Raw genomic sequence first — 25,762 nt, 5'->3', positions numbered from 1 at the left:
AGCGTAAGAGCCCGCTACTCCTGCGAGGTTCGGCATGCTAAGGAATTACAAGGTCCTGAAGGGTACGGCCAGCGCACTCGCCCTTGACGACGACAACGATCCGCACATCGAGATCCGCATCGAGGCGAACGGTATCAGCTACCGCATCGCGCTCAACGTCCGCTCGAAGGAATCGCCGCACGACCTGCTCTACGCCAACATCGTCGATTTCAAGCACCCGGCGCTGACGGAAGCGCTCGAAGAGCTGCCGATGGGCCTGACCGACATCCGCAAGGACCGTCCGGGCCCTGCGATCGATTATGTCCGCGGCGGGCTGATCGAACGCGAAGACATGAACGTCGCGCCCTTCCAGCTATCCGGCCCGAAGAACGACCTGCGTGATTTCATCGAGCCGATCGTCCAGGAAGGCATTGCCGATTCCGACGTGCATTTCTACGCCTTCGGCGAGGCCTGGGGGCCTGAAAATAACAAGCCAGACCAATATTTCGATTTCGAGCCGGGCAACGGCATCCACGACATCCACATGAACCAGGGCGATGGCGGCAGCTTCAAGGCCACCAACGGGCCGAACCAGGATGGTGCATTGCTCGTCCATTTCAACGACACCGACGAATGGGCAGCGATCTTTCTCTGCTTCCAGTCGCAGAACTGGAACACCGATGCGGCAACGGGCCATCCCGTCTCCGACGGCCGCGGCGGCCAGGGTCGCGGCGAAGGCACCCGCCGGCCGCAACCGATCGTGGCCTCGTCGCTGCGCATCATCGCCGCGCTGATCAACCCGGTAAACGGCGCAGGCGGCACGGAAGCCGAAACGGTGACGCTGATCAACCGCTCCGACATGGCGGCATCGCTCGACGGCTGGAAGCTGGAGGACGAAAACGACAGGACCCAGACGCTGTCGGGAACGCTTGAGGCCGGCGAACTCCGCACCATAGCGCTCGATGCCGCAAGCGGCCCCCAGCTTGCCAACAGAGGCGGCGACATCATCCTGCGCAATGCCGACGGCGCCGTGGCCGACCGCGTCGGCTACGGCAAGAGCGAAACGGCGAATGAAGGGTGGACGACGATTTTCTGATTGGTGAACGTCCATTGCGAATACGAGAGCAAGCGGTTCTCTCCCTCTTCTCCCCTCGGGGAGAAGGTGGCCCGAAGCGTCGGATGAGGGGGCCGCACCGCACGCCTTTGCTTGCCTTCGCTTGCGCTCAGCGCATTCGCTCCTGACGTCGCGCCCCCTCATCTGCCTGCCGGCATCTTCTCCCCGCTGGGAAGAAGGGACTCGTGGCATCGTCGCACCCACACTCTCTCAATCGACAACAATCAGCCGCCGATCTCGGCCGAGATCAGCGCGCCCAGGCGGCCGATGCCGTCCTCGATCACCTGCTCGTTGGCGCAGGAGAAGCTGACGCGGAAAGTGTTGGCGCCGGAACCGTCGGCGAAGAAGGCCTTGCCGGGTACGAAGGCCACCTTGGCGGTTTCGAGCGATTTCGCCAAGAGCTTGGCGCCGTCCATCCCCTCAGGCAGCGTGATCCAGATGAACATGCCGCCTTCCGGCTTCGTCCAGCTCGAGCCTTCGGGCATGTATTTTTCGAGCGCTGCCAGCATGCAGTCGCGGCGTTGGCTGTAGGCGGTTTTGATCTTGGCGACCTGCGCATCGAAGCCGCGCTCGGCGACATCTGATATCGCCATCTGGTTGATCGTCGAAGAATGCAGGTCGGCCGCCTGCTTCATCAGCACCAGCTTGCGGATAACGGGCGCATTGGCGACGATGAAGCCGACGCGAAGGCCGGGCGCCAGCGTCTTCGAGAAGCTGCCGCAATAGATCGTGCGCGTATCGTTGATATGGCCCTTCTCGGCGATTTCGAGCGCCAGGATCGGCAGGATCGGATCGCCGTCGTAACGCAGCGACTGATAGGCCGCATCCTCGATGACGGCGATGTCGAGATCTTCCGCCAGCGCCAGGACCTTCTTGCGGCCATCAAGATCGACGGTTTCGCCGGTCGGATTGGAGAAGTCGGCGGAGAGATAGGCGAACTTCACTTTGCCGCCGGCAGCGGAAGCGGCCGCGCGGTAGGACTCGGGCGTCCGGTTGCCGTTCGGCGTCAGTTGGTCGTAGGCCGGTTCATAGGCGTTAAAGGCCTGCAGCGCGCCGAGATAGGTCGGCCATGTCACGAGCGCGGTGTCGTTCGGTGACAGGAAGAGCTTGCCGAGATAATCCAGGCCCTGCTGCGAACCGGAGACGATGAAGACATTGTCGAGTTCGCAAGGAATGCCGAGAGCAGCCATCTGCCCGACCAGCCATTCGCGCAGCGGCTTGTAGCCTTCGCTGACCGAATATTGCAGCGCCGAATTGACGGCGGCGCCGTCGAAGATATCGGCATAGGCCTGCTTGAACTCCCGATCCGGAAAGAGCGCCGGATCCGGAATGCCGCCGGCAAAGGAGATGATGTCGGGCCGGTCGAGAAGCTTCAGGAGTTCACGGATTTCGGATGCGCGCATGCGCGACGAGCGCGACGCAAACATGGTGTCCCAGTTCAGCATGGGGTTTCCTCGTATTTTCTATACCGTCGACAAACCATGCGGTGGAAATTATGTCAATAATGCTGACCTATTTTCTTGTTATGGTGACAAGTTGGAAATCTTATATTCCAAAGCTTTGGTGCGAGATTGGCGAACGTCTTTGCGACGGCGCTCGATCCCGAATTTGCTGCTCGACGTCAGCCGCATCAAGTGATTATTCCTCTGGTCAAAGCCGAAACCGGCTGATTCAGACCTTTCCAAGACCAGCTCGGCGGCAGTAGTGTCGCCGCCACTATTCAATTTACTATCAAGGTGCCAGCAATGACCGTGACGTCGGCCTCTCCTGAAATCAAAATCGAACTCCACAAGTCTCCCGTCCCGGAAGCCGATCGCATCCAGGCACTGGAGACGCCCGGCTTCGGCAAGCTCTTCACGGATCACATGGTCCTGGCACGATGGACTGCCGACAAGGGCTGGCACGATGCAAAGGTTACGCCGAGGCGGCCCCTGGAACTCGATCCTGCGAGCGCCGTGCTGCACTACGCTCAGGAGATCTTCGAGGGCATGAAAGCCTACAAGGCGGATGATGGCCGGATTCTGCTCTTTCGGCCTGAGGAGAACGCACGCCGCTTCGCGCAATCGGCAACGCGCATGGCGATGCCTCCCGTGCCCGAAGAACTCTTCCTGAAGGCGGTCGAAGAACTGGTCCGCGTCGACAAGGCCTGGATACCCTCCGGCACCGCCAGCCTCTATCTTCGCCCCTTCATGTTCGCCAACGAGGCGTTTCTCGGCGTTCGTCCGGCGCAGGAATACGTCTTCTGCATCATCGCCTCTCCGGTCGGCGCCTACTTCAAGGGTGGCGCGAAGGCCGTCTCCCTCTGGGTCGAGACCGAATACACCCGTGCGGCCGCCGGCGGCACGGGTGCCGCAAAATGCGGCGGAAACTACGCAGCCAGCCTCGTGGCGCAAGCCGAGGCGACGAAGAAGGGTTGCGATCAGGTCGTCTTCCTTGATGCCGCAGAGCATCGCTGGGTCGAAGAACTCGGCGGCATGAACGTCTTCTTCGTGATGAACGATGGATCGGTGGTGACCCCGCCCCTTGGCGGCACGATCCTGCCGGGCATCACCCGGGGGTCGGTGATCGTGCTCGCCGAAGAAAGGGGCTTGCGCGTCGAGCAGCGCCCCTACTCGTTCGCGGAATGGCAAGACGACGCTGCCAGCGGCAAGCTCGTCGAAGCGTTCGCTTGCGGCACTGCCGCAGTCCTGGCGGGCATCGGCCTGGTTCGACATGCCGGCGGCGAGTTTCTGGTCGGAGACGGACAGACCGGCAAGTTGACCAGCGAACTGCGCCAGCAGCTCGTCAGTCTGCAGAAGGGCGTAACGAACGATGAGCACGGCTGGACGCGCCTCATCCCGACCTGAACGTCGGACATTCCACGCGAACGGCGGCGTCAACACCGACAGGGTGCCGCTCACCGTCGCCCGCAAAGCCGTCGGGTTAGAGATATATTCCGCCCTCGCCGGAGCGAGCATATACCGCGAAATGCATGGTGGCGCCCCTCGACACGAGGCTTGCCCACCATGCCGCGGAGATATCGGCAGCGCTCAACCTTACCACCGCTGATGCCATCACCAGCGCGACGGCCGAGCACCAAGATGCGGATATTCTGACCTGCGACGCCGATTTCAAGGATTTCGAGCGGGTCGTGCATATCGATAAAAAAGACTGACCTTGATGTGACCCAAGTGTTCGACGGCGGCGCATAACGCTTCTATCATAAAGTGGGAAATGGTAATCTGGCATCGGAGACGCCGAAACCGGCATGGACGGACGGCACTGAATTCAATGGCGAAAATGACGATCTCTCTTCCGGATGATCTGGCGGGCTATGTCGCACGCCGTGTTGCAAGCGGTGGATATAGCAGTGCCGGCGCCTATCTGGCGGAACTCGTCCTGAAGGATCAGAACCACCGCAAGCTCGATGACGAAGAAGTGCGCGAGATCCTGAGGCTGGCTGAGGAGAGCGGCATCAGCGACCGACGTATTGCCGACATTCTGATGGAAACCAAGGCGAAGCTGCGTGACCACCTATAGGCTGACACGAACCGCAGACGCCGTTTTGTCGGGCATCGACGAATATGCCAGCCTGCATTTCGGCGAGGCGCAGGCGGATGCCTATCTTCTCGATTGGGATAGGATTTTCGTACTGCTTTCGCGCGTGCCCTCCATGGGAGACGAGTGCGACGAACTCGGCTCCGGCCTCCGCCGCCTCCTCCACATGCGCCACGTCGCCTTCTACCGCGAAATACCGGACGGCATCCTCGTCATCGACATTATCGGCGCCGACCGGCTTCCCGAAAGACATCTTCAATCAAGACGACGCTCCCCAACGGCCGACCCGCATGTCTCGTGACAGCACCTCCGCCTTTTATGAAGAAAACGCCAAGACATACGCCAACCGGGCGCGCAGCTTGCCGAAGCGGCAGCTCGACGTCTTTCTCGCCGGTATCGCACCGGGTGGCGCAATCCTCGAACTCGGCTGCGGCGGCGGCCAGGACAGCGCCTACATGCTGTCGCAGGGTTTCCAAGTGACGGCGACCGATGGCTCGGCCGAGCTTGCCAGACAGGCGGAAGCGCTGATCGGCAGGCCGGTCAAGGTCATGCTGTTTCAGGAACTCGACGCCGACAGCGCCTTCGACGGCGTCTGGGCGCATGCGAGCCTTCTTCATGTCCCCAGGGCTGAACTGCCAGATGTCTTCACCCGCATCCGCCGCGCGCTCAGAACCGGCGGCCTTCTTCACGCCAGCTTCAAGGCGGGAGAAGCGGAAGGCCATGACGGCTTCGGGCGCTACTACAACTACCCCTCACGCGAATGGCTGTCGGCGCTTTTGACCAAAGGCGGCTGGCGCAACCTCGCCATCAAGGAAAGCGACGGCGGCGGCTATGACGGCAAACCGACCCGCTGGCTCGCCGTGAGCGCAGAACGATAGAGGCCAAAGTTTCGCCTCGGCCTTAAGCTGCAGCGGAATTACCTTTCGAAACAATGTCAGCGTGTCCTGGCCGTCAGTTGGCAACAGGCTCCCCGCGATGGGTTTGAGCGGTCATGGGCTGCCGCGCCGCGAGCAAATAGAACGCAACCATATGGGTGATCATCAGCAATGGAACATAGACGATCACGACCACATAGGCTGCGCCTAGTTGCCCAGCCAAGGCAGGCAGGCCGGACTGGGCGCCGTGATAATAGTTGATGACCAGATCACCGGCGCCTACGAGATTGAAGGCTACGACGAATAGCCAGAACAGTGGGCGGATGCGGAACGAAATCAGCGCCAGCATGGCCAGCAGCCCGGCAGCAAGATCGCCATAGGCGGCCGTGACGGCAAAGCCGGACGGCAGATCGGGACCGACGACGCCGGGAAGGATGAAGACGAGGCCGAAAAAGCGGAAGCTATGGAGCGTTGCGACGGCCCGCTGCGCCCCGGCGCGGTCCATCGACTTGAGCCGGGGCAGGCCATAGACGCCGATGCAAAGCAGCCAGGCGACGTAGCCGAGCAGCAGGTGAAGCTGGAAGATGGCGGCGGGGGACATTTTGCCTCCTGTTGGGCTGCGGGTTTCCAGCGCAATATACGGCCGCTTATACCGAGCGACTATTCGGGATAATATGGACAGGGCATGAAGCAGAACTTCACAGTCAGGCAGGGCGCGCTCGACGGGGTGGAGGCGTTCCTCAGCGTTGCGCAGCACCGCAGCTTTCGCCGGGCAGCGGCGGAACTCGGCGTCACTCCCTCCGCGATCAGCCAGGCCGTGCGCACGCTGGAGGCGCGGATCGGCGCAGCCCTGTTCATCCGAACGACGCGTAGCGTAGGGCTGACGGAAGCCGGCGAGCGTTTCTTTTCGCGTGCAAAAACAGCCTTCGAAGAGCTCGTCGCCGCAAGCGCTGACGCGCATGAGCTTGGACAGCGACCGGCCGGACGGCTGCGCCTCTCGGTGCCGCGCGCCGTTGTCCCGGTCTTGATCGAGCCGCTGATTGCGTCCTTTTCCCAAGCTTATCCCGAGATCGAGGTGGAAATCGCCGTCAGCGAGAAGCTGATCGACCTCGCGATCGAAGGCTTTGATGCAGGGATGAGGATGGGCCAGTTCATCGATGCCGACATGATCGCGGTTCGGCTGACGCCGCCATTTCGGTTCATCATCGTCGGGAGCCCGATCTATTTCTACAACCGGGATCTGCCAGCGTGCCCGGACGACCTGCGTCACCATGCATGCCTCAGAATACGCCGCTCCAATGGTGCGCTCGCGCGGTGGTCGCTCGACGACAATGGCCGAGTCATCGAGATCGCCGTCGCGGGGCCGCTTATCACTCACGACTTCCCGACAATGCTCGGCGCAGCCATCGAGGGGATGGGCCTGGCCCAGGTGCCGGAGCCGATCGCCGTCGAAGAGATCAGAACGGGAAAGCTCATCGAGGTGCTTGCATCATTCGCGCCGAAGACGCCCGGCGTATTTCTCTATTATCCCGGCCATCGGCAAATGACACCGAAACTACGCGCCTTCGTCGATCACATGAAGAACCATCCGGATGCGGCTGCCAAGACTCGCATTCGGAACAACGGCGAGTAGATCCTACCTAGGCACCATGTAGCCTTTTGGGAGATGACATGCCTAAAACCAAAAAACCGAGCGCGCCGCACGAACCAATGCTCGTGCGGCGCGCTCGGTAAAACGCTTAGTTCACGCTCTTGTCGACCAGCTTGTTCTTGCCGATCCAGGGCATCATGCCGCGCAGCTTGGCGCCGACTTCTTCGATCTGGTGGCTGTCGTTGTTGCGGCGGATACCCTTGAAGCGGGCTGCACCCGACCGGTATTCCTGCATCCACTCGGAGGTGAATTTGCCGGTCTGGATGTCCTTGAGGACGCGCTTCATCTCGGCCTTGGTCTCGGCGGTGATGATGCGCGGACCGGAGACGTACTCGCCCCACTCGGCCGTGTTGGAGATCGAGTAGTTCATGTTGGCGATGCCGCCTTCATAGATCAGGTCGACGATCAGCTTCACTTCGTGCAGGCATTCGAAATAGGCCATCTCAGGCGCATAACCGGCTTCGGTCAGCGTTTCGAAACCGGCGCGGATGAGCTCGACCAGACCGCCGCAGAGAACGACCTGTTCGCCGAAAAGGTCGGTTTCGCACTCTTCGCGGAAGTTGGTTTCGATGATGCCGGAACGGCCGCCGCCGACGCCGCAGGCGTAGGAGAGAGCGAGTTCAAGCGCATTGCCGGAGGCGTTCTGGTGAACGGCCACGAGGCAGGGAACGCCGCCGCCCTTCTGGTATTCGCCGCGAACCGTGTGGCCCGGGCCCTTCGGCGCGATCATGACGACGTCGACCGAAGCCTTCGGCTCGATCAGGCCGAAGTGAACGTTGAGGCCGTGAGCAAAGGCGATGGCAGCGCCGTCGCGGATGTTCGGTGCGATGTCGGCCTTGTAGATGTCGGCCTGCAGCTCGTCCGGGGTTGCCATCATCATCAGATCGGCCCAGCCGGCGGCTTCGGCAACCGTCATGACCTTGAAGCCGTCGGCTTCGGCCTTCTTGACGGTGGGCGAACCGGCCTTGAGAGCGATGACGAGGTTCTGGGCGCCGCTGTCCTTCAGGTTCAGCGCATGGGCGCGGCCCTGCGAGCCGTAGCCGATGACGGCGACCTTCTTGGCCTTGATGAGGTTGAGATCGGCATCACGATCGTAATAGACGCGCATTTGAAGTTCCTTCCCTTGTGCTTGTCTTGTTGACTGTCATTAAAGCGAAATCAGCCGAGAACCGGCATCTCCGCCAGAACCTTGTCCGTGCCATAAAGCCGGAGGAAGGCGGTCACCGCCCTCTCCGCCTGGCGCGCGGTATCCTTGAGGCCCGGTTCGCCGAGCAGCATGCGCACATGCAGGTCGGAAACAACAAGGCCGTAAAGCGTGTGATAAGCCTCATCGGCATCGGAAAAACGCAAGAGCCCTGCCCTCTTTCCCGCATCGATCAGCGCCATGGCGCGGCGGTCGATCTGCCGGCGGCCGCGCTCAAGCAGCAGCTTGCCGAGCTTCGAGCCGTCGCGGTTCGACTGGCCGATGGCGAGCCGGTTCAGCGCCAGCGAGACATCACCGGCCAGCACCTCCAGCAGGTCACGCGCGAAAATGACGACATGGTCATGAAGGCTCGCCGCCGTCAACCGCTCACCATTGCGCTCGAAGGTGCGCACCTTGCTCGCTTGATAGGCAATCATCGCCGACAGCAGACCATCGCGGTCGCCGAACCACTTGTAGAGGCTTTCCTTGGAGCAATTGGCGGCGCGCGCAACCCCCGAGGTCGTCAGCGCCTTCTCGCCGCCATCGACGAGCAACCGCAGCGCCTGCTCCAGAACGGCGTTCTGGCGCGGCGAAAACTCGCTCGGCTCTGCAGTATCGACGGACACGGTCACGGCTCCCATATACGTACCGTACGGTACGGTTCGTGAGCTTTATGCGGCAAACCCATCGGGCCGTCAAGCAGCTCCGGCAGATTTTTATACGGGAAAGACCGGCACGGCACCAGAATTGGATAGGCGGAGACGCCGTGGTGACTGCATAATGCTGCGGAACCCTATTTGCCGGAGCCTCCATGTCGCGCCTTTCTGCTGCCCTTCTCCTGGCCGGAGCGATGCTCCTCGCCGCGACGCCCTTCACCGGTCGCGCCGCCGCGCAGTCGGACAACGAGGTCTATAATCGCATCGAAGAGCTGCATGGCAATGCCCGGGCCTTCGATCAGCCGCTGCGCCAGCTCGTTCTGGCGATGCGCTCCGGCGATGCCGAGACCGTCGCCGGCCTTGCCGAATATCCGCTGACCGTCAAGGCCAATGGTGAGACCTATGATGTCGAGAACGCCGAAGATTTCGTCGAGAATTTCGACGATCTGGTGACGCCGGAGACCCGCCGCGCCGTCGGCCATCAGCAATATCAAGACCTCTTCGTCAACAGCGACGGCGTCATGCTCGCCAACGGCGCCGTCTGGATAGGCGCGGTCTGCGACGACAACGCCTGCGAGGAGAGCCATTGGGCGATCATCGCCATCAATAATTAGCCCCGAAGCGTTTGTCGTGCAGCGATGTCAGGCATCGCTGCGAAGCTTGCGCGCGAGCGTCTGAAGCTCCTTGAAGGCTTCGTAACGCTTGCCGTGGAGATCCGAAATCTCACCCTCAGACGGCTGAAAGCGTGTTTCCACCTTCGTAAGCCTGCTCATCGCTTCGCCGACATCGACAAATAACCGGCCGGCGACGGCGCCGAGGATGGCCGCCCCGAGCAATACCGGCTCCTCGGCCTTCGTGGCGACCACCGGCTTGCCGCTCGCATCGGCAAGCACCTGGCGGACGAAATCGTGCTGGCCGGCGCCGCCGCTGATGACGATGTTTTCGACGGTGACCCCCGCCTCGGCCTGCGTTTCGATGATCTGTCTCAGGCCGTAGCCGATGCCGCAGAGCCCTGCGATGTAGAGAGAGACCAGGCTGTCGACATCCCGCTCCATGCCGAGACCGGCAATGATCGCTCGGGCATGCGGATCGGCAAAGGGCGCACGGTTGCCGAGGAATTCGGGAACGACGTGCAGGCCGGCCGCCAGCGTGACGGCATCGGAAGAACGGCCCGCCTTGCCGGCAGCCATGTCTGCAAGGAGCACCGGCAGCGGAACGCCCGCGCTCTTCGCAAGCTCCCTCGCCTCGCCGGCCGCCGGATGGAAGGAAAGAAGCTGATCAATGGCAGCGCCGGCAGCGCTCTGGCCGCCCTCGTTCAGCCATAAGCCTGGCACCATCGCTGAATAATAGGGTCCCCAGACGCCGGGAACGAAAGACGGTTCTGCCGTCGAGGTCATCGTGCAGGAAGAGGTCCCGAAGACATAGGCAAGATTGGCCTGCGGATCGGCGCCGACAGTCCCGACACCGCCGGCATGAGCGTCGATCAACCCGGCTGCAACGGCCGTTCCGGGCGTCAGGCCAAGCTCCTCTGCCGCAGCAGCAGTCAGTCCCTCGCCGAGCGCTGAACCGGGCTCGACGATAGTTTTGCCGATGCGGACAAAACCTTCGTCTGCCAGCACTCCGAGGCCGATCTGGTGGAAATAACTGTCGTCCCAACGCTTTTCATGGGCGACATAGGTCCACTTGCAGGTGACCGTGCAGGTCGAGCGTGACAGATCGCCGGTCGCCCGCCAGGTCAGAAAATCCGCAAGATCGAAGAATTGCCAGGCGGCATCGAACACCTGACGCCGGTTTTCCCAGAGCCAGAGAAGCTTGGGCGTTTCCATCTCTGGCGAGATGCGGCCGCCGACGTAACGGAGCACGTCATGACCCAACGCATTGATGCGCTCCGCCTGCGGGACGGCGCGGTGGTCCATCCACACGATGATATCCCGGTCCGGATCTTCTGAGGGTCCGACGGCGAGCGGCTTGCCGCCTTCGCCGAGGACGACGAGCGAGCAGGTTGCGTCGAATCCCAGACCGACCACGGAAGCCGGATCGACGCCGGCGGTGGAAACCGCCTCTCGCACGGCCGCGCACACGGCGCGCCAGATTTCGCTGCTCGATTGCTCGACGATGGAACCGGCTTCATGAAACAGGCTGATATTCCGCTTGGCGGAGGCAAGCATGGTGCCGGCCATATCGAACAGGCCGGCCCGGGCGCTGCCGGTGCCGACATCGACGCCGATGACATATTTGGCGCCGGCTTCCGGGGTATGAGATGTGTCGCTCATGGTCTCTCGTTTCAGATCGCCAGGGATCGGGTTGATGGGCAGTTTCAGCCGGATTTCAAACTCTGTGCCTGGAAAGATCGCCTCCAGAGAGGCTGACATTACCCGGTCGCGACGCCATGACAAGGATGCCAACACGCTGGGCAGATGCAGTCACAGCCTTCCTCCGACATTTTCCAGAATGGCAGTGAGCTCCCCTGCCCCTGTCGCGACGGCGGCCGCTCCGGCGGCGTCGAGCACCGCGCGGCGGCCGGGCCTCGGATCGGCCGGATCGACAAATCCGATGGCCGTCATGCCTGCGGCTACGGCTGCCGCCACGCCATGGGCGCTGTCGTCGATCATGACGCATTTGGTCGGACGGGCCCGGAAACGCTCGGCGCAGTGCAGCAGAAGATCCGGCGCCGGCTTCGGCCGGGGGACCAGTTCGGCGCTGAAGACGTCCTCACCGAAGGCGCTCCACAGATCGAGTTTGCCCAGGCTGTTGCGCAGCCGCTGCATCGTGCTGTTCGATGCGACGCATTTCGGCCGGTTGAGGCTGTTGACAACCTCGGCAATGCCGGCAATCGGCGTCAGCGAACGGGCAAATTCGTCGAACAGATGACGATGCCACCTCTCGAACAGCCCGGTGACATCGCTGATCCCGTATTCGCGCCGGCACATCTCGGCAATGATGCTTTCCGAATTGCCGGTGAATTTGACATGAGCCTCCGCCGCGCTGATCGCTATGCCGGCGCCCTGCAGCGTTTCCGCCAAAGTGCGGCTGGCAATCGGCTCGCTGTCGATCAGCACCCCGTCGCAATCGAAGATCACGAGGTCGACGTTATCCATGCGCCCCGGCATACCGGGATAATCGATGCGGCTATCGAGCATGCCTCACCCCGCGTCTGCAAGGCGAGATCCGGCCGGTCGGTAGTGATCTGCCGGATCGGTTTGGCAAGCCAGTATTCGAGATCGCTCGTTTCGTTCGGAACCCAGACCCCGAGTTGGTCGAGCGGCACAAGTTGGGTAATCTCGTCCCACTTTGCCCGCAGGAGCGATTTCTCGACGGCAATGACATCCGAGTATTGCCTCATCAGGCTGAGGCCGCTTGTCAGACCGAGACGCTCCGCCGATTTGGCGTCGAAGGACGACAGGGTGCGAATCCCGGGAGCGGCCTTGCGAATATCGGCAAGCACATCGGGTTGAAAGCTCGTCAGGATCGAGCGCTCCGCAAGACCAAGCCGCTCGACGGCGGAAAATGCCTTGGCCGCCAGATCCTCGTAAGGCGTCCCATCGGCATGGTTCTTCAGTTCGATATGAAGCTCGAGCGGCGTGTCCTTGAAGACCGCAAGGACCTCTTCCAGCGTCGGGATCGTCTCCCCGTCGCTGTCCTTGAGGCAGATTTCACGATGTTTTCCGGGGCCGAGGTCGGCAACCGGCCCGCGCCCATCCGTGGTGCGCTCCAGCGTCGGGTCATGAATGACGAGCATTTCGCCAGACTGCGTCAGGTGGATGTCGAACTCCACGCCATCGACCGCCATTTGCGCAAGTTTTCGGAAGCCCGAAAGACTGTTTTCAGGCCAGAGATTGCGGCCACCGCGGTGGCCGATGATATGCACCATCGTCTGAATATCCTTGAGATTCGGCGTGTTACTTTCCAGAGTCCACCAGCCCCTTGGTGAACCAGCGTTGCATGAAGAGAATGACGGCGGCAGGCGGAAGCATGACGAGCAGCGCAGCGCTCATCGCGATGTTCCAGGCAGGTGCCGAGTCCGAGACCGGAACGAGTTGCTTCAGCCCGAGGACCGCCGTTCCCATCTCCTTGTCGGTGGTGAACAGCAGCGGCCACAAATACTGGTTCCAGCCATAGAGAAACAGGATGATCGATAACGCCGCTATATTGGCGCTCGACAGCGGCAGCAGGATATCCTTGAAGAATTTCAGCGGACCGGCGCCATCGAGCTTGGCCGCCTCGCAAAGCTCGTCGGGAACGGAGAGGAAGAACTGCCGGAACAGGAAGGTTGCCGAGGCCGAGGCGATCAGCGGCAGGATCAGGCCGCTATAGCTGTTGACCATGTTCCACTTCAGCGACGCTTCGATGCTGTATCCCGTCAGCCGCTCGACGATACCGGAAAGGCCGATCGTCCCGGCCAGCCAGCGAAGCGGCCCGGCGGCATCGGCGACCGCTTCGTAGGTCGGGATGATGCGGACCTCGACAGGAAGCATCAGCGACACGAAGATCAGCCAGAACGCCGTCATGCGAAATGGGAAGCGGAAATAGGTGACGCCGAATGCGGCGATTAGCGAGATCGCCAGCTTGCCGACGACGATGCCGGCGGTGACGATGATCGAATTCAGGAATAGTCGGGAGAACTCGCCCTGCTGCCAGGCGGCGGCGAGGTTTTCGAGAAATTGCGAGCCCGGCAAGACCGGGAATGGCGCCTGCTGTACCTCCTGCAAGGTGAGCGAGCCGGCGACGAAGGCGAAGTAGAGCGGCAGGCAGACGAAAATCGCGCCGATGAGCAGCACCGCGTGGCAGAAGATCGATAGACCGAGATGGCGTTCGGGCATGGCTACACCTGGTAATTGACCTTGCGCTCGAGGGCGCGGAATTGAACGATGGTGAACAGGATGGCGATCAGCATCAAAAGCACCGACTGGGCGGCCGACGAGCCGAGATCGAGCTGCACGAAACCATCTTGATAGACCTTGTAAACCAGGCTGTTCGTCGCCCCCGCCGGACCGCCGCGGGTGACCGCGTCGATGATGCCGAAGGTTTCAAACAGTCCGTAGACGAAATTCATCACCACGAGGAAGAAGATCGTCGGTGAGATTAGGGGAAGCGAAATGGTGAAGAAGCGCCGCACGGGTCTTGCGCCGTCGAGCTTTGCCGCCTCCAGAAGCGAGACGGGCACAGCCAGCAATGCGGCGACGAGGAAGATGTAGTCGTAGCAGACATTCTTCCAGACCGAGGCGATGGTGACCAGCAACTGCGCATCGAACGGACGCCGGTTCGGATCCCATTCGAGACCGAGCCCATGCAGGAATTGCGCAATAGGCCCAACCGCAGGATTGAACAGGAAGGCCCAGATCACCCCTGAGATCACGGGGGCGATCGCATAAGGCAGCAGGATGATGCTTTTATAGATCCCCCTTCCCTTGATCACGAAATCGGTCGCGAAGGCAAACAGGCCGGCAAGCAGAAGCGTTGCGGCATTCTGCGCGACGGTGAACCACAGCGTGAACAGCGCGCTTCCGCGATATTCCGGACTGGCGAACAGATTGTAGAAATTCTCCAACCCGACGAAAATCTGCGTGCCGCCGAAGGGATCGACCTGAACGAAGGCCAGCGACAGCGCCTTGTAGGATGGGATGAAAAAGAAGAACAGGAGGATCAGCAGTTGCGGCGCGACCAAGCCGAAGGCGAGCCAGGGCTTGTTGAAATGAGCCGACTTCAACCCGGGCTCCGAGGGCTGCGCGCTCCTCCGGCCTGTCGACAGAATATCCGGGATGCGAAGGCGCCCGGCGGCGCCCCCCATCTTTCCGAAGGTTCTACTTTGCTGCATGAAGCTGCTCATACTGGCGAAGGATCAGGTTTCCGCGGGCCGCCGCTGCATCCAGCGCCTGCTGCGGTGTCTTCTGGCCGGTCCACACACCCTGGATCTCTTCCACCAGAAGCGCCATCGACTGGTTATGATTGCCGAAGCGGAAGCCGCGCGAATTGTCGGTCGGCGTGCCCCGGGTGAGCTGGAGAATGGCGATTTCGCGAGTCGGGTGATCCTTGAAATAGCCTTCGGACTTGGCCTGCTCATAGGCGGCGTTGGTGACCGGCACATAGCCGGTCTGCTTGCTCCACCAGACCTGCGTCTTCGGCGAAGCGAGGAAGTTCAAGAAGGCGGCAGCACCCGCATATTCTTCCTCGGACTTGCCTTTCAGGACCCAGAGCGCGCCGCCGCCGATGGTGCTGTTCTTCGGCTCGATGCCTTCTTCATGTGGCAGGAACGTTGCGCTCCAATTGAATTTTGCACCGCTCTCGACGGCGGCATGCGCCGCTGTGGAGGCCACATAGGTCGAGCAGGTTCCAGACGTGAACAACTGGTCGGGCGAGAGGCCCTGGCCGGCGATCTGCAGGATGCCGGCGTCGAGCCACGTCTTCAGGCGCGTCACCTGACCGACGACCAGCGGGCTCTTGTTGAAGATGAACTCGGTATCGAGACCGCCGAAACCATTCGCCTTGGTGCCGTAAGGCTGGTCCTGGATCGCCGCGTAGTTTTCGATCAGGCTCCAGTAGAAATCGTTTGCGAGCGCCATCTGGCATTTTGAGACGCCCTTCTCCTTGATGGCGCCAAGCTGCTTGTCGAGTTCCTGCCAGGTCTCGCCCGGCTTGTCGAAGCCGGCCGCCTTGAAGTGATCGGCATTGTACCAGAAAATCGGCGTCGAGCTGTTGAAGGGCATCGCCGCCGGTTTGCCGTCGACGAGATAGAAGCCGGCCACGGGAGCGAGGAAGTCGTTCCAGTCGATCTTGTAACCTTCCTTCTCCATGAGTTCCGGCACCGGAATGACGGCGCCGGAATTGTACATGGTGAGGAAACCTCGCTCGGCAGCCTGGATCAGAACCGGCTGCTGGTGGACGCGGTAGGCGGCCACCATCGCCGCCATGGTCTCCTCGTAATTGCCTTTGCCGATGCCGACGACCTCGTATTTGTCCTGCGAGGCGTTGAAGTCGGCAATCAGCTTGTTGGTGATCTCGGCGAGCCGACCGCCGGCCGCATTCCACCATTCGATCTTGATGCGATCGGCCGCGCCGGCGTCGCCAGCATTGGCCAATCCGAGCGTCACCAGTGCAGCACCCGCCGCGAACGACCGGATCGTCCGCCCCATGCGGGCGCCTATCGAAGACTTTGCCGTCATTTCGTTTTCCTCTCCATTGCCGTTATTCGCCGACCGGCGCGCTCAGCGCCGATCAACCCCTCCCAGAGTGGCGATAAACAAGGTTGGGGTTACTTGTTACAAATGTCAATAGCGTGTTACAAATGTATGACGACACCTGAGGAGGATGCCATGGCAGCTATCGAACTGATCGATTTGAAGAAGAATTACGGCGCGGTTCCCGCGGTAAAAGGGATCAATCTCAGCGTCGCCGACGGCGAAATGATCGTGCTGGTCGGGCCTTCGGGATGCGGGAAATCGACCCTGCTGCGGATGATTGCCGGCCTTGAGGCCATCAGCTCCGGCCATCTCAGGATCGCAGGCAGCGATGTCGGCCATGTCGATCCGGCCGACCGCAACATCGCCATGGTATTCCAGAACTACGCGCTCTATCCGCACATGACTGTCCGTCAGAATCTCGAATACGGGCTCAAGAACCGCCGCGTGCCGCGTGACGAGATCGACCGGCGGATCGCCAGCGCCGCCGGCATCCTGGAAATCGGCGACTTCCTCGAGCGGCGCCCCCGCCAGCTGTCGGGCGGGCAGCGCCAGCGCGTTGCCATGGGCCGCGCCATCGTCCGCGATCCCGCCGCCTTTCTGTTCGACGAACCTTTGTCCAATCTCGATGCGAAGCTGCGCGTACAAATGCGCGTCGAAATCCGCAGGCTGCAGCGGCAGCTCAAGACCACGAGCCTCTATGTGACGCACGACCAGCTCGAGGCCATGACGCTCGCCGACAGGCTGGTCGTCATGAATGGCGGCCGGATCGAGCAGATCGGGACACCGATCGAGGTCTATCGCCGTCCCGAGACCGTCTTCGTTGCCGGCTTCATCGGTTCTCCGCCGATGAACCTTGTCGATCTCGACGAGCTGGGACCCTGTAACCTGGCACTTCCCAGAGACACGGATCTTTTAGGTATCAGGCCGAGTGCGATCAACCTCGGTGATGGGGCAGCACATGACCTCCGGTTCGACGCCAATGTCGAATTGATCGAAACCGTCGGTGACGAGAACAATGTCCACCTGCGCATCGATGGCAGCGACAAGCGCATCGTGGCGAGCGTTTCCACCGATCGACGCCTGCAGGAAGGCGATCGTACTTCGTGCCATGTAAGAAGGGACGGTTTGCATCCGTTCAACAGGACGACTGGGCGGCGAACCGATTGAGGGGAGTGAAGCAGATGACGATTGCCCCTTGCGATTGACAAGCGTCAGGGATTTGAGATCCATGGCCATCGAATTGGAGGCGCAGATTATTGCATGTCACAGAACAGAGGTGCTTCTTTCCAACCGATGGCGCTCCCCGACGAGCAGATGCAGGTGCGCGTGGTCTGGCTCTATTACATGGAGGGACGCACCCAGGGTGAGATTGCAGAAGCGCTTTCGACCAACCGGCTTCGCGTCAACAAGATCATCGCCGAGGCGCGCCGGTCGGGCCTGGTGACGATCACCCTCAATTCCCGGCTGACCTCCTGTGTCGCCCTGGAACAGCAGCTGGCCATGGAATTCTCTCTCAATCGCGCGATCATTGTACCGACACCTGAAGATGCGGATCTTATCCCTGTTCTGCTCGGCCAGGCGGCAGCCGATTATCTCGTGCAATTGCTGAACGGCGGCAACATCCGCGGCGTCGGCGTCGGTTGGGGAGCGACGCTCCGCGAAATGGTGCGTCATATGCCATCGCTGAGACGCCCTGATATTTGTGTCAATTCGGTCATGGGCGGGCTGACCCACGGCATCGAAATCAATACTTTCGACATTGCGAGCGATCTTGCTCGGCAGCTTAACGCGGAATGTTCCTATCTTGCTGCGCCGATCTATGCCGGCACGCCGGAGTCGCGCACGGCGATTATCAGGCAGGATGTCTTCGAGACGGCCTTTCGGCAGATCGAGGCCAATGACGTCATCGTGCTCAGCATCGGCGACATGACCGAACGCTCGCTGCTAATGCGCTACGGCCTGCCGAGCAGCATCAATATCGAGGAGCTCGTCGCAGCCGGCGCCTGTGGAGATGTGCTCGGCCAGTTCGTCGACAAAACCGGGCGCCCGATCGAACATGCGATAAACAGATGCGCGATCGCTCCCGAGCTCGAAGCCCTGCGCGCCATTCCGAACGTCATCTTCGCGTCTGGCGGCCTGAACAAGGCGCAGGCTATTGCTGCTGTGCTGCTGTCGGGTCTGGGCAACGTGCTGATCTGCGATGAAGAGACGGCCCGGCAAGCACGACAGCTTGCGCTCGATCTCCGGGCGCGCAGCGGTTCATAGAGCCGTGGGGCAACCGGCGGGAACAGAGAGAGGCTCTGCCGGTGCCGCCTTGTCGATTGCGTAGAGCTTGGCGAAGCCGGCATCCTCGATCAGCGTCAGGCCGGCCGGCATCGCGGTGCCGACATACCGGTCGGGCATATCCGCATTGGCGACGAGGATGAAATCGAAACGCCTGCGCCAGTCCGAGAGATAAGGCGCATAGTCTCTATATTCCTGCATCATGTCAGGGCATGAAAGCACGCCGATCGACACGAGATCGCCCTCGGGAACCGCGATCTCCGACCAAGGCGGCAGAACAGTGAGCGGCTGCTTGCCTTTGGCGGTGAACAACGTCGGCACGAAGGCATGCGAGAAGGGTACGGCAAGCGTCGGCAAATGCCGGAAGGTGTCCAGTCCCCAGGCAAAATGCCGGTTGGAATGGGCGATGTCGCCGACCATCTCGGGTTCGTGCCCTAGAGGCAGAACAGCCGCGCCGGCCGGCACCTTTTTCAACACGGTCTCGACGGCATTGACGTCCCTCTGCGCCAGCCACCAGTTCCAACCGATCCAGCCGGTCCGGCCGAAAACCGCGAGATTGACGACAAGCGCCAGCAACAGCGCCTGCCGGCGCGTGAGATTGGCGAAGGGGCACACCATCGCCATGGCGACAAGCGCCGTCATGATCGGAAAGCGCCAGCTGATCCATCCGGTGTTGAGCATGTGGAGCGGTGCGACACAGGAAAGAAGCAGCAACCCGCAGGCCGCGACGGCAAGGCCCGCATGCATACGGATGTCGCCTGCGCGAACGGCGCGCGTGCAGATGAGGATCAGCGGCAGAATCAGCAGGACATCCACCGCCGGGACATAGGTGGTGATGGCGGAAAACAGGTTCATGACGATCAGGATGACGCCATCGTTCCAGACAAGGCCAAGGCCATCGCCGCCGGCGTTCGGCAAAGCGGTCGTGCGAAGATAGAGCGCGAGCGGCGGGAGGACGCAGGCGCCGATCGCCAGCGCCAAACGGCCGGCGAGCCTCATCAGCCCCGCCTTCGATCGCACGATGTCGAAACGCCAGGAAAATTCGAGACCGCAGACGATCGCCATATAGAAGCCGAGTGAGAAGATGTGCATCACAGTCAGCAGCAGCGCGGCGGCAAGTCGCCAGGCAAAAAGCAGAACCGGATTTCGGCGCTGCAGCCGCAGGTCGGCGCAGGCGAAGAACAAGGCCATGCCGAGGCCGATCTGGAAGTTGATGAAGCCGCCGATCATCGTGGCGCACCAGCCAAGCGACAGCATGGCGATCTGCCAGTAGTGCCGGCCGCCGAAAAGCGCCCGGTGCAGGCTGATCGCGCCAAGCGGCGGCAGCACGATCGCCAGGAAAAGCAAAGTCCGCGCCAACCTATCGGCGCCGACCAGCGGTCCTACCGAGATCGCCAGAAGATCGATCCCGACATTGGTGAAGGTGCGGTTCCAATCGATCGCATAGATCTCAGGAAACGGCCGTTCGCCGATCCCACCCGAAAGAAGCCAGATACGGGCGTAGTGATTTGCGTAGTCGAGAACCGGCGGAAAGCGGAACAGTGTCACCAGGACCGCGGTGAGGACCACGAAAGCAATGATCGCGACCGTGGAATCCTGCCGGGCGGTCAAATCCTCAGGCCCGGCAGCCGCATGAACAGGTGCAGCAATCCGGTCCATCATCCGGTCCGGCTGTTCTTTTTCGAGCGCGCTTCGCCTGGTGCAAAGGCCGCATCCAATGCTGCGCGTTTGTCGCCGGCGCCCATCTCGGAAAAAGCGGTCGGCAGCTCGGCATGTTCGTTGCCGCGAAGGATCGTCTCGATCATGAACATCGGCCGCCGCTTGCTCTCCTGCACGAGACGGCCGAGATATTCACCGATGATGCCGATGCAGATCAGCTGGATGGCGCTGAAGGCGCTGACGGCGGCCATGATGGACGACCAGCCGGTGACCGTCTCGCCCTGCAGCCAGCGAATAAAGGTATAGACGAGCAGCGCCATCGCGACGCTGGCGCTGATCATGCCGAGCCATGTGGCGATGCGCAGCGGCGTCGTCGAAAAGCTGGTGATCGCATCGAGCGCGAAATTGATCATCTTGCGCAGCGGATACTTCGTCGTGCCGGCAAAACGGGCGTCGCGCTCATAGGGCAGCGCCACCTGCCTGCCGCCGATCCAGCTGACCATGCCGCGGATGAAACGGTCGCGCTCCGGCATCGCCAGCAGTATATCGACGACGCGCCGGCGCATCAGCCGGAAATCTCCGGTATCGCGCGGGATGGTCACGGAAGCGAGCCTGGAGAGCGTGCGATAGAACAGCGAAGCGGTGGCGAGTTTGAACCAGCTTTCGCCCTCGCGGCGCGTGCGCTGGCCGTAAACGACATCGGCGCCGCGCTCCATGATCGGCATCATCATCAAAAGCAGCTCGGGCGGGTCCTGCAGGTCGGCGTCGATCAAAAGTACGCGCTCGCCCCGCGACGCGGAAAGGCCGGCCGTCGAGGCCAGTTGGTGGCCGTGATTGCGCAGGAGACGAACGCCGAGCACCTGCGGCAGCTTCGCCGCCAGATCCGAGATGATCTCCCAGGTGCCGTCGGACGAGCCGTCATCGACGAGGATGAGCTCAAAGCTGTCGCCGGCAACGCTCTGCGCCGCGGCGGCAGCGCGGCGGCAGAACTCGCGCAGCCCCTCCTCCTCGTTGTGACAAGGCGCGACGATGGAAAGAGACGGTGCTTGCGTCATGCGGACGGCGGTGCCTGCTTGATTGATCGCGCCAGCCTAGCCCGGAAACGTCAAACATCCTTTAATGACCGGATGGCGGCCGCCGAAGGTCCTTGAATACTATTCCGCCGCCATGATCTCGCGCCCGCCATCGACATCGCGGGCGGGCGAGGCTCCATAAAGGCGGCTGTATTCGCGGCTGAACTGCGACGGGCTCTGATAGCCGACGCGGTGGCCGGCGGTGCCGGCGTCGAGCCGCTCGACGAACATCAGCCGGCGTGCTTCATGCAGGCGAAGCTGCTTTTGATACTGCACCGGCGTCATCGCCGTGACCGATTTGAAGTGATGATGGAAGGACGAGACGCTCATGTTGACGCGGTCGGCAAGGTCTTCGATGCGCAGCGGCCGCGCGAAATTCTCCTTCAGCCAGGCGACGGCGCGCGCGATCCTGTTGCTGTGGCTGTCTGACGTGGCGATGTTGATCAGCCGGGCGCCATGCGGCCCGGTCAGCACCCGGTAGAGGATTTCCTGCTCGATCAGTGGCGCCATGGCGGGAATGTCGCCTGGACGATCGAGCAAGCGCAGCAGGCGGACGGCGGCATCCATCAGTTCCGGCGGCGCCACGTTCACCACCATGCCGCGCTGCCCGTCGGTATGGGCGGCCGGACGCGGAATATCGATGCGGCTGAGCAGCTCCAAAAGCTTTTCGGAATCGATTGCCAGCCCCAGGCAGAGATGCGGAACCTCGGGGCTTGCCTCCGTGACCCGCCAGGCGACGGGCAGGTCGAGCGAGGTCAGCAGATAATCCCCCGTCCCGTAGCTGATCTGTTCCGTGCCGAGCTGAAGGCTCTTGGCTCCCTGTAGCACGAAGGCAAAACAGGGCCGGTAGCTGCTGTGCAAGGGATCGCTGGGCTTGGACCGGCGGCTGACATGAAGATTGCCGATTGAAGTGGAGAACTCACCGTCGTGAGGCGCAAAGCGCATCGCGATATCGACGATCTCCTGATAGGGGCTGAAGGGCAAAGTCATGCTGCAACTCTCTCTGTCAGCTGTCTGACTGTCAGCTGTCTGGCGCGGGCGATACCGCCCTTATCTAGAGTGTCTTTGCCATTTCGCAAACAGGCGGGTGCCCGACTTTTGCAGGATCGTGCAAGAAGCTGAGAGGATCGCTCTAACGCCCTCGCTAACATCCGGGCAATAGTCTGCCATCCCGCTCAACCCCTCCCAACCCCAAAAGGAAGCTTCAGATGGCTATCGCAAAAGGCTATGCCGCAACCGACGCGTCGCAACCGCTGACCCCCTTCACCTTCGAGCGCCGCGAACCCAATGATGGCGACGTCGTTATCGCAGTTCAATATTGCGGCGTCTGCCACTCCGACATTCACCAGGCCCGCAACGAGTGGGGCAATTCCATCTTCCCGATGGTACCGGGCCACGAGGTCGCCGGCGTCGTTTCCGCCGTCGGCTCCAAGGTCACGAAATTCAAGGTCGGCGACCGCGTCGGCGTCGGCTGCTTCGTCGATTCCTGCGTGGGCTGCGCCACGCGTGACCTGGATTACGAGCACTACATGCCGGGCCTCGTCCCGACCTATAACGGCTATGAAGCCGACGGCGCGACCCCGACCTTCGGCGGCTACTCCGACACGATCGTCGTCAAGGAAGGTTATGTGCTGCGCTTCCCCGACAATATTCCGCTCGATACCGGCGCCCCGCTGCTTTGCGCCGGTATCACGCTTTATTCGCCGCTCGCGCATTGGAAAGCCGGTCCCGGCAAGAAGATCGCGATCGTCGGCATGGGCGGTCTCGGCCATATGGGTGTGAAGATCGGTGCTGCCATGGGCGCCGACATCACCGTGCTCTCCCAATCTCTGTCGAAGAAGGAAGACGGCCTCAAGCTCGGCGCCAAGGACTATTATGCAACGAGCGACGCAGAGACTTTCACCAAGCTCGCCGGCACCTTCGACCTGATCATCAACACGGTCGGCACCACAATCGACTGGAACGCCTATCTCAACCTGCTGAAGTCTGACGGCACGATGGTTCTGGTCGGCGTTCCCGAACACCCGGTACCGGTGCACGCCTTCTCGGTCATCGGCGGGCGCAAGAGCCTGGCGGGCTCGATGATCGGCTCGATCAAAGAAACCCAGGAAATGCTCGACTTCTGCGGCAAGCACAACATCGTCTCCGAGATCGAGAAGATCGACATCCAGAATATCAACGAAGCCTATGAGCGGGTCGTCAAGAGCGACGTCCGCTACCGCTTCGTCATCGATATTGCCTCGCTGTCGGCTTGAGGAATGAAAGGCGGCTCCTTCGGGGGCCGCCTTTTTATTGATGGGCCGGCATCCTCCTAGCCGCCATATCGGAGTGACCGCCCCGTGCTTCCAGGCTCCGGCCTTCGGCCTGCGCATCTCAGCAGGAGGCTCTCGCGGACTGCAGCTGCAGCAGATATTCGACCGGGTTGAACGGATCGGGCCCCGAACGCCGGCGCAGGCGCGGTGGCCCGGCCATCGGGGCGTAGTGATCGAAAGCGGTTTCCATCGTCCCTGCCCCGCTCGTCAGGCCCGGCAATTGCTGCTGGACGCTTTGAACCATCTGAGACGCGAGAATGCCTTCGAGCCGCGCCACGCCATCGGCGATCACGGAATGCGACGTCGCCGCAGCGGACTTCGCCAGCAGAGTCAGCACGCTGCTCAAGCTCTCGACAGGCGCTTCCAGGTGAAAGCGGTCGAAAGGCTCGCAGACGGCCGTTTGCGCAGCCGAGAGCGCCGTTGCCAGCACCCAGGGCGTCAATTGCCGGAAATCGGCGGCAGTGCTTGCGGGCGAACTGTGCCGGGCCGCCGTCATCGCCACATGGCAATCGATGACCTGCCAGCCGAAAATGCCCTGCTTCAGCGTCTCGAACACGGTTTCCTCGACCGCCCGGTAAAAGGCGACGGGCATCTGGCCGACCTCCACCTCGAGCGCGAAGCTGTTGCCTGCGCCGGCAGGACGCGGCTCGACGCGCAGGCCGATGGTGGCGAGAAACGGATTTGGCTCCTTGAAGAGTATCTGCAGGCCGGCCCCGCTGCCGACGGGTCTTTCGACCAGGATGACCGTGCTTTCCTCGAAACCCGCCTCGAGGCCGAAATCCGTCAGCAGCGTCGATTGGATCACTTCCTTCTGCACCTCGCCATAAAGCGACACGAAGACTTCATTCGTCTCCTCGGCCCTGCGCAAATTGATCAGCGGATCCTGCTCGGCCATCTGGTTCAGCGCCAGCCAAATCGCCGCGCTGTCCGAGGGCCGCCGGGCAAGCACGCGCGTTTCGAGCGTCGGCGGGGCAAAGTAAGCCCGCCCGCCCGAGGCCGGATTGCGGCCCACCGCATCACCGATCTGGGCACCGGCAAGGCCGCTGACGCGGGCGATCTGGCCGGCGCAGAAGCTCGCGGCGCCATGGCTGCGGCCGGCCTCGAACACATGGATTGCAGTCACCCGTTCCTCTCCCCCGGCAGATCCAGATATTGCCGCAGCCGCAGGGTCCCCGAAGTCAGGTAGAGATAGGCGAGCTTTTCGCCGCCCCAGCCGCGCTCGATCTTGAAGATCTTGCCAGCGACCGGCCCGTCCGGATCAAGCCGCCGCTCGGGCAACAGCGTCGCGATGGCCGAGCTTAGCGCCGGCACGCCGGCGCCGGTCATGGCCGCTCCTGCGAAAACGGGATGCACCAAGCCCATTGCCACCTGATCGGCCAGACTGCGCCCGAGCCTTTCCGTGGTCAGTCGTTCTGGGACGAGCACATAGTCGTCGAGCAGCGCCTGGTCGTTCTCACCGAGCGCCTCGCAGAGCGCTGAAAAAGCGGCTCGTCTCCCGGCGCCAGAGCCTCCACCCGGGCAAGCTTGCTGCCGGCATCGATGACGGAGGACATGGCGATGGGACGCACCGCCAGTTGCGCGGCAAGGGCCTCCGTCACATCCCCGTACCGCGCGCCGAGACGATCGACCTTGTTGATGAAGAAGACGAAGGGAACGCCGAGCCGCCGCAGCGCCCGCACCAGCACACGCGTCTGCGCCTGTACGCCTTCGACCGCCGAAACGACGACGACCGCCGCATCCAGCAATCCAAGCACCCGCTCGACCTCGGCGATGAAATCGGGGTGGCCGGGCGTGTCGATCAGATTGACGACCCTGTCGCCGATCGCAAACGACACCACCGCGGCCCTGATCGTGATGCCGCGCTGTCGCTCGAGTTCGAGGGTATCAGTCTGTGTATTACCGGTATCGACGCTGCCAAGCTTGTCGATGACGCCGGCGTCAAAAAGCAGTCTTTCGGTAAGACTAGTCTTGCCTGCATCCACATGGGCGAGGATGCCCAGATTCAAAGTGCGCATGAACCACCAACTTCTCAGAAATTCGGACGTGATTTTCGTGAGAAGTGACTCGGCGCATTGGAACCTCTATCCGTTGATACGGCTGGATGCGACACCCCAGGTGGTGGTTGGGGGACGCGGGCGGGATGCTAAGGCGGTGTGGGGAGATGAGTCAAGCGTGGGAGTATTGCCTCAGCCACCGTTCGGTAGAAATCCGGTGCGGGCCTTCGCCACCCACCCTTTCCTGTGACGAGCACAGGAATGACGG

General features: G+C 62.0%; 24 protein-coding genes and 1 pseudogene. 11 read left to right on the top strand and 14 right to left on the bottom strand.

Annotated elements, in window-relative coordinates; genetic code table 11:
* Positions 1-34 precede the first annotated feature (34 nt).
* Positions 35-1,075: a DUF2278 family protein gene (locus MF410_RS04770; RefSeq protein ID WP_097629357.1), complete on the top strand. Its 1,041-nt coding sequence runs from the start codon at positions 35-37 to the stop codon at positions 1,073-1,075.
* 242 nt (positions 1,076-1,317) lie between these two features.
* On the opposite strand, the gene MF410_RS04765 is transcribed toward MF410_RS04770, so the two are convergent.
* A complete protein-coding gene (locus MF410_RS04765; protein WP_097629356.1) occupies positions 1,318-2,538 on the bottom strand; it encodes a PLP-dependent aminotransferase family protein in 1,221 nt (406 codons plus the stop codon).
* A gap of 300 nt (positions 2,539-2,838) precedes the next feature.
* Here MF410_RS04765 and MF410_RS04760 point away from each other — a divergent pair, with 300 nt between their 5' ends.
* The 5 genes from MF410_RS04760 (at position 2,839) to MF410_RS04740 (ending at position 5,508) form a co-directional block, all read left to right on the top strand.
* Positions 2,839-3,939: a branched-chain amino acid aminotransferase gene (locus tag MF410_RS04760; RefSeq protein ID WP_239620217.1), complete on the top strand. Its 1,101-nt coding sequence runs from the start codon at positions 2,839-2,841 to the stop codon at positions 3,937-3,939.
* A gap of 125 nt (positions 3,940-4,064) precedes the next feature.
* Positions 4,065-4,247, top strand: coding sequence for a PIN domain-containing protein (locus MF410_RS04755; RefSeq protein ID WP_097629354.1), 183 nt, complete (start codon positions 4,065-4,067; stop codon positions 4,245-4,247).
* Between the two features lie 116 nt (positions 4,248-4,363).
* The gene (locus MF410_RS04750) at positions 4,364-4,612 is read left to right on the top strand and encodes a transcriptional regulator (RefSeq protein WP_097629353.1); all 249 of its coding nucleotides are present in this window, start codon (positions 4,364-4,366) and stop codon (positions 4,610-4,612) included.
* Positions 4,599-4,931, top strand: a complete 333-nt coding sequence (locus MF410_RS04745) for a type II toxin-antitoxin system RelE/ParE family toxin (protein WP_097629352.1) — start codon at positions 4,599-4,601, stop codon at positions 4,929-4,931. The genes MF410_RS04750 and MF410_RS04745 overlap by 14 nt, the downstream gene beginning before the upstream one ends.
* Positions 4,921-5,508: a class I SAM-dependent methyltransferase gene (locus MF410_RS04740; protein ID WP_097629351.1), complete on the top strand. Its 588-nt coding sequence runs from the start codon at positions 4,921-4,923 to the stop codon at positions 5,506-5,508. The genes MF410_RS04745 and MF410_RS04740 overlap by 11 nt, the downstream gene beginning before the upstream one ends.
* Positions 5,509-5,581: 73 nt before the next feature.
* Here MF410_RS04740 and MF410_RS04735 read toward each other — a convergent pair whose 3' ends face one another.
* Positions 5,582-6,106 carry a hypothetical protein gene (locus MF410_RS04735; protein ID WP_097629350.1) on the bottom strand — a complete coding sequence of 175 codons (525 nt, stop codon included), beginning with the start codon at positions 6,104-6,106 and terminating at the stop codon, positions 5,582-5,584.
* Between the two features lie 84 nt (positions 6,107-6,190).
* Between MF410_RS04735 and MF410_RS04730 the strand changes: the two genes are divergently transcribed.
* Positions 6,191-7,138, top strand: coding sequence for a LysR substrate-binding domain-containing protein (locus MF410_RS04730; RefSeq protein WP_097629349.1), 948 nt, complete (start codon positions 6,191-6,193; stop codon positions 7,136-7,138).
* A 106-nt stretch (positions 7,139-7,244) separates the two neighbouring features.
* Here MF410_RS04730 and ilvC read toward each other — a convergent pair whose 3' ends face one another.
* A complete protein-coding gene (ilvC, locus tag MF410_RS04725; RefSeq protein WP_003593524.1) occupies positions 7,245-8,264 on the bottom strand; it encodes a ketol-acid reductoisomerase in 1,020 nt (339 codons plus the stop codon).
* 50 nt (positions 8,265-8,314) lie between these two features.
* Positions 8,315-8,980 (bottom strand): TetR/AcrR family transcriptional regulator C-terminal domain-containing protein, encoded by a 666-nt coding sequence (locus MF410_RS04720; RefSeq protein WP_012558289.1) that lies wholly within the window; start codon positions 8,978-8,980, stop codon positions 8,315-8,317.
* Between the two features lie 170 nt (positions 8,981-9,150).
* Between MF410_RS04720 and MF410_RS04715 the strand changes: the two genes are divergently transcribed.
* Complete coding sequence (locus MF410_RS04715; protein ID WP_097629348.1) at positions 9,151-9,609, top strand: hypothetical protein; 459 nt, start codon at positions 9,151-9,153, stop codon at positions 9,607-9,609.
* Between the two features lie 27 nt (positions 9,610-9,636).
* Here the strand turns inward: MF410_RS04715 and MF410_RS04710 are convergent, their stop codons facing one another.
* The 6 genes from MF410_RS04710 to MF410_RS04685 all read right to left on the bottom strand — a co-directional run bounded on the left by MF410_RS04710 (position 9,637) and on the right by MF410_RS04685 (position 16,155).
* Positions 9,637-11,268, bottom strand: coding sequence for an FGGY-family carbohydrate kinase (locus tag MF410_RS04710; protein ID WP_097629387.1), 1,632 nt, complete (start codon positions 11,266-11,268; stop codon positions 9,637-9,639).
* 150 nt (positions 11,269-11,418) lie between these two features.
* Complete coding sequence (locus tag MF410_RS04705) at positions 11,419-12,135, bottom strand: HAD-IA family hydrolase (protein ID WP_097629347.1); 717 nt, start codon at positions 12,133-12,135, stop codon at positions 11,419-11,421.
* Positions 12,072-12,866: a glycerophosphodiester phosphodiesterase family protein gene (locus tag MF410_RS04700; RefSeq protein ID WP_239620213.1), complete on the bottom strand. Its 795-nt coding sequence runs from the start codon at positions 12,864-12,866 to the stop codon at positions 12,072-12,074. The genes MF410_RS04705 and MF410_RS04700 overlap by 64 nt, the downstream gene beginning before the upstream one ends.
* Before the next feature lie 28 nt (positions 12,867-12,894).
* Positions 12,895-13,815, bottom strand: coding sequence for an ABC transporter permease subunit (locus MF410_RS04695; protein ID WP_097629345.1), 921 nt, complete (start codon positions 13,813-13,815; stop codon positions 12,895-12,897).
* A gap of 2 nt (positions 13,816-13,817) precedes the next feature.
* Positions 13,818-14,783 carry an ABC transporter permease subunit gene (locus tag MF410_RS04690; RefSeq protein WP_179867184.1) on the bottom strand — a complete coding sequence of 322 codons (966 nt, stop codon included), beginning with the start codon at positions 14,781-14,783 and terminating at the stop codon, positions 13,818-13,820.
* A 13-nt stretch (positions 14,784-14,796) separates the two neighbouring features.
* A complete protein-coding gene (locus MF410_RS04685) occupies positions 14,797-16,155 on the bottom strand; it encodes an extracellular solute-binding protein (protein WP_097629344.1) in 1,359 nt (452 codons plus the stop codon).
* A gap of 150 nt (positions 16,156-16,305) precedes the next feature.
* Here MF410_RS04685 and MF410_RS04680 point away from each other — a divergent pair, with 150 nt between their 5' ends.
* The gene (locus tag MF410_RS04680; protein WP_097629343.1) at positions 16,306-17,340 is read left to right on the top strand and encodes a sn-glycerol-3-phosphate import ATP-binding protein UgpC; all 1,035 of its coding nucleotides are present in this window, start codon (positions 16,306-16,308) and stop codon (positions 17,338-17,340) included.
* Between the two features lie 93 nt (positions 17,341-17,433).
* Positions 17,434-18,438, top strand: a complete 1,005-nt coding sequence (locus MF410_RS04675; RefSeq protein ID WP_097629342.1) for a sugar-binding transcriptional regulator — start codon at positions 17,434-17,436, stop codon at positions 18,436-18,438.
* Here the strand turns inward: MF410_RS04675 and MF410_RS04670 are convergent.
* The 3 genes from MF410_RS04670 to MF410_RS04660 form a co-directional block, all read right to left on the bottom strand.
* Positions 18,433-20,115 (bottom strand): hypothetical protein, encoded by a 1,683-nt coding sequence (locus MF410_RS04670; protein WP_097629341.1) that lies wholly within the window; start codon positions 20,113-20,115, stop codon positions 18,433-18,435. The two genes, MF410_RS04675 and MF410_RS04670, sit on opposite strands and share 6 nt — an antisense overlap.
* Entirely contained in the window at positions 20,115-21,170 is a 1,056-nt protein-coding gene (locus MF410_RS04665) for a glycosyltransferase family 2 protein (RefSeq protein ID WP_097629340.1), read from the bottom strand. The genes MF410_RS04670 and MF410_RS04665 overlap by 1 nt, the downstream gene beginning before the upstream one ends.
* 99 nt (positions 21,171-21,269) lie before the next feature.
* Positions 21,270-22,178, bottom strand: a complete 909-nt coding sequence (locus MF410_RS04660; protein WP_097629339.1) for an AraC family transcriptional regulator — start codon at positions 22,176-22,178, stop codon at positions 21,270-21,272.
* 218 nt (positions 22,179-22,396) lie between these two features.
* On the opposite strand from MF410_RS04660, the gene MF410_RS04655 reads away from it, so the two are divergent.
* On the top strand, positions 22,397-23,443 hold the full coding sequence (locus tag MF410_RS04655) for an NAD(P)-dependent alcohol dehydrogenase (RefSeq protein WP_097629338.1): 1,047 nt from the start codon (positions 22,397-22,399) through the stop codon (positions 23,441-23,443).
* A 118-nt stretch (positions 23,444-23,561) separates the two neighbouring features.
* On the opposite strand, the pseudogene MF410_RS04650 reads toward MF410_RS04655, so the two are convergent.
* Positions 23,562-25,515, bottom strand: a pseudogene (locus MF410_RS04650) (translation factor GTPase family protein).
* Positions 25,516-25,762 lie beyond the last annotated feature (247 nt).

The organism is Rhizobium sp. C104 (assembly GCF_022354505.1).
Lineage (GTDB): Bacteria > Pseudomonadota > Alphaproteobacteria > Rhizobiales > Rhizobiaceae > Rhizobium > Rhizobium redzepovicii.
Note: the sequence above shows the minus strand (reverse complement) of the source record. Positions and strands in the feature narration are given on the sequence as shown.

Excerpts from the sequence above, each read along its gene's own strand:
- MF410_RS04770 (WP_097629357.1), top strand. The coding sequence starts at position 35 with ATGCTAAGGAATTACAAGGTCCTGAAGGGTACGGCCAGCGCACTCGCC.
- MF410_RS04765 (WP_097629356.1), bottom strand. The coding sequence starts at position 2,538 with ATGCTGAACTGGGACACCATGTTTGCGTCGCGCTCGTCGCGCATGCGC.
- MF410_RS04760 (WP_239620217.1), top strand. The coding sequence starts at position 2,839 with ATGACCGTGACGTCGGCCTCTCCTGAAATCAAAATCGAACTCCACAAG.
- MF410_RS04755 (WP_097629354.1), top strand. The coding sequence starts at position 4,065 with ATGGTGGCGCCCCTCGACACGAGGCTTGCCCACCATGCCGCGGAGATA.
- MF410_RS04750 (WP_097629353.1), top strand. The coding sequence starts at position 4,364 with ATGGCGAAAATGACGATCTCTCTTCCGGATGATCTGGCGGGCTATGTC.
- MF410_RS04740 (WP_097629351.1), top strand. The coding sequence starts at position 4,921 with ATGTCTCGTGACAGCACCTCCGCCTTTTATGAAGAAAACGCCAAGACA.
- MF410_RS04735 (WP_097629350.1), bottom strand. The coding sequence starts at position 6,106 with ATGTCCCCCGCCGCCATCTTCCAGCTTCACCTGCTGCTCGGCTACGTC.
- MF410_RS04730 (WP_097629349.1), top strand. The coding sequence starts at position 6,191 with ATGAAGCAGAACTTCACAGTCAGGCAGGGCGCGCTCGACGGGGTGGAG.
- ilvC (WP_003593524.1), bottom strand. The coding sequence starts at position 8,264 with ATGCGCGTCTATTACGATCGTGATGCCGATCTCAACCTCATCAAGGCC.
- MF410_RS04720 (WP_012558289.1), bottom strand. The coding sequence starts at position 8,980 with ATGGGAGCCGTGACCGTGTCCGTCGATACTGCAGAGCCGAGCGAGTTT.
- MF410_RS04715 (WP_097629348.1), top strand. The coding sequence starts at position 9,151 with ATGTCGCGCCTTTCTGCTGCCCTTCTCCTGGCCGGAGCGATGCTCCTC.
- MF410_RS04710 (WP_097629387.1), bottom strand. The coding sequence starts at position 11,268 with ATGAGCGACACATCTCATACCCCGGAAGCCGGCGCCAAATATGTCATC.
- MF410_RS04705 (WP_097629347.1), bottom strand. The coding sequence starts at position 12,135 with ATGCTCGATAGCCGCATCGATTATCCCGGTATGCCGGGGCGCATGGAT.
- MF410_RS04700 (WP_239620213.1), bottom strand. The coding sequence starts at position 12,866 with ATGGTGCATATCATCGGCCACCGCGGTGGCCGCAATCTCTGGCCTGAA.
- MF410_RS04695 (WP_097629345.1), bottom strand. The coding sequence starts at position 13,815 with ATGCCCGAACGCCATCTCGGTCTATCGATCTTCTGCCACGCGGTGCTG.
- MF410_RS04690 (WP_179867184.1), bottom strand. The coding sequence starts at position 14,783 with ATGGGGGGCGCCGCCGGGCGCCTTCGCATCCCGGATATTCTGTCGACA.
- MF410_RS04685 (WP_097629344.1), bottom strand. The coding sequence starts at position 16,155 with ATGACGGCAAAGTCTTCGATAGGCGCCCGCATGGGGCGGACGATCCGG.
- MF410_RS04680 (WP_097629343.1), top strand. The coding sequence starts at position 16,306 with ATGGCAGCTATCGAACTGATCGATTTGAAGAAGAATTACGGCGCGGTT.
- MF410_RS04675 (WP_097629342.1), top strand. The coding sequence starts at position 17,434 with ATGTCACAGAACAGAGGTGCTTCTTTCCAACCGATGGCGCTCCCCGAC.
- MF410_RS04670 (WP_097629341.1), bottom strand. The coding sequence starts at position 20,115 with ATGGACCGGATTGCTGCACCTGTTCATGCGGCTGCCGGGCCTGAGGAT.
- MF410_RS04665 (WP_097629340.1), bottom strand. The coding sequence starts at position 21,170 with ATGACGCAAGCACCGTCTCTTTCCATCGTCGCGCCTTGTCACAACGAG.
- MF410_RS04660 (WP_097629339.1), bottom strand. The coding sequence starts at position 22,178 with ATGACTTTGCCCTTCAGCCCCTATCAGGAGATCGTCGATATCGCGATG.
- MF410_RS04655 (WP_097629338.1), top strand. The coding sequence starts at position 22,397 with ATGGCTATCGCAAAAGGCTATGCCGCAACCGACGCGTCGCAACCGCTG.